The organism is Selenomonadales bacterium, assembly GCA_017442105.1.
Taxonomy (GTDB): Bacteria; Bacillota; Negativicutes; order RGIG982; family RGIG982; genus RGIG982.
In genome coordinates this window covers 1-2379 of the sequence record JAFSAX010000030.1, presented here as the reverse complement: position 1 = coordinate 2379, position 2379 = coordinate 1, and the positions used below count along the sequence as shown (strand labels likewise).

General features: G+C 47.5%; 2 protein-coding genes. Both read right to left on the bottom strand.

Features of this window, described 5'->3' with window-relative positions; translation table 11 throughout:
- A partial coding sequence (sdhA, locus tag IJN28_01325) for a succinate dehydrogenase flavoprotein subunit (protein ID MBQ6712413.1) occupies positions 1-1611 on the bottom strand: 1611 nt, incomplete at its 3' end.
- Between the two features lie 53 nt (positions 1612-1664).
- On the bottom strand, positions 1665-2297 hold the full coding sequence (locus IJN28_01320) for a succinate dehydrogenase (GenBank protein MBQ6712412.1): 633 nt from the start codon (positions 2295-2297) through the stop codon (positions 1665-1667).
- Positions 2298-2379 lie beyond the last annotated feature (82 nt).

Sequence of the window (2379 nt, the reverse complement as noted above, 5' to 3'; positions counted from 1 at the left end):
GTGAGCGCCACGGCTTTCGTTACGTTGGAGAGCAGCCTGCGTAATAGCACGAGCGTAAACGATCATGTTACGGAGCTGTCTTACGAACATAACTTCCTGGTTGAACCAACGGCCTTTATCAGTAAGACCAATGTTGTCCCAACGTTTCAAGATTTTAACGAGTTCTTTACCGCAGTATTCCAAACGGTCGTTGTGACGTTCGATAGCAACGTTTTCGAGCATGAGTTCGCCGAGTTCTTTGTGGAGAACGTATGCGTTTTCTTCGCCGTCCATTGCCATCAATTTTTCGAATTCTGCTTCAGCATCAGCTTTTGCTTTTGCCAATTCTTCTGCAGTAAGCGGAGCACTTACAGCTTTAGCGCCATCGATCCATTCACGAGTTTTCGTGAATTCCATAGCTTTCGGACCGGAAATCGTACCGGAGTGAGTTGCCGAAAGGAGGGAGTTAGCACCAAGACGGTTAGCACCATGGTACTGATAGTCACATTCGCCGGAGGAGAAGAGACCAATGATGTTTGTTCTGTGATAGATATCTACCCACATACCACCCATGGAGTAGTGAACTGCCGGGAAGATCTGCATCGGAACTTTACGCGGGTCATCGCCTACGAATTCTTCGTAGATTTCGAGGATACCGCCGAGTTTACGGTTGAGGTAATCCGTATCAATGTGGGAAAGGTCGAGATATACTCTGTTTTCACCGTTGATACCGAGGCCCATGTGTACGCAAACTTTGAAGATTGCACGAGCTGCGATGTCACGCGGTACCAAGTTACCGTATGCCGGGTACATGTCTTCAAGGAAGTACCAAGGTTTGCCGTCTCTGTAAGTCCATACACGACCACCTTCACCACGAGCGGACTCGGACATCAAGCGGTTTTTGTCATCGCCCGGGATAGCCGTCGGATGGATCTGGATGAATTCAGGGTTACCGAGGTAAGCGCCGTCCTGGTAGCAGGAGGATACTGCCGAACCTGTGCAGATCGTGGATGCAGTACATTTACCGAATACGAAGCCCGGACCACCTGTTGCAATGATAACAGCGTCACCAGCAAATGCTTCGATTTCCATCGATTTCATGTTCTGAGCGATGATACCGCCGCATTCGCCTTCTTTAGTTTTGATGATTTTAACGAATTCCCAGAATTCGTATTTCGTTACGCAACCTTTCGTTTCCCACATACGAACTTGTTCATCAAGAGCGTAGAGGAGCTGCTGACCGGTCGTTGCACCGGAGAAGCAAGTACGTTTGTTTTTCTGACCACCGAAGTTACGGAGGTCGAGGACACCTTCAGCCGTACGCGTGAACGTAACGCCCATACGGTCGAACATTTCAATCAATTTCGGAGCATTTTCAACCATGCCTTTGATTGCAACCTGGTCACCCAAGAAGTCGCCACCGTATACAGTGTCATCGAAATGTTCCCAAATGCTGTCGTTCTGGCCCTTGGTGTTCATAACTGCGTTAATCCCGCCCTGTGCACAAACCGAGTGGGAACGTTTTACTGGACATAACGAGAAAAGATCTACTTGACCGCCGGCTTCACAAATTTTCATCGTAGCCATCAAACCGGACAAGCCGCCACCTACAACAATAATTCTTTTTTTCACTCGGATTCTCTCCTTATCAAATATTATACAGAAACAAATGTTCTATACGATTCTTAGCCAATGAAAGCGAACATGGAAGCTACGCCGAGAGCCGAAAGCAATACGAAGAGACCCCATGCCATTTTGTTTACTACACTCTGAACGCGCGGACCTTTCGAGATACCCCAAGTGATGGAGAACGTGAAGAGACCGTTCGTGAAGTGGAAGATCGCTGCAACCAAACCGATTACATAAAGAACGAATACGATCGGGTTGTCGAGGTAGCTGCTCATCTGAGCGAAGCTGATACCTTCGGAACCTTTAACGATGAAACGGAGGTAACCAACGTGCCAAATCAAGAAAGCAACGAGGTACCAAGCAGTCCATCTCTGGAACGTGAACTGTCTGTTTCTCATGTAACCGTATCTACCCATGTTCGTTTTAGCCTGCATAGCGATGTACATACCGTAGATACCATGGATCAAGAGCGGAATCGCAATGAATACGATTTCGAGCGTGATGAGGATGTCGTGCGGAATAGCAGCCAATTTTGCAACTGCTGCGTCAAACGCATGACCGCCGCCCAAAACCTGGGAAATCGTGATGACATGTTCTAACAAGAAAAAGCCGATAGGAACAATACCGAGCAAGGAATGTAAGCGGCGGACATAGAAGTCCGTGTGAACGCATTCTGTGTTGTTACTCATACTTAAACCTCCTGTTTTTTGACCGTGATCGTATTAGATTCTACGATACGGTTTCTGACCTTCTTCATAGTAGTTGTTGCCT

Bases quoted from the DNA above. Each gene is read 5' to 3' on its own strand.
- IJN28_01320 (MBQ6712412.1), bottom strand. From the start codon at position 2,297: ATGAGTAACAACACAGAATGCGTTCACACGGACTTCTATGTCCGCCGC.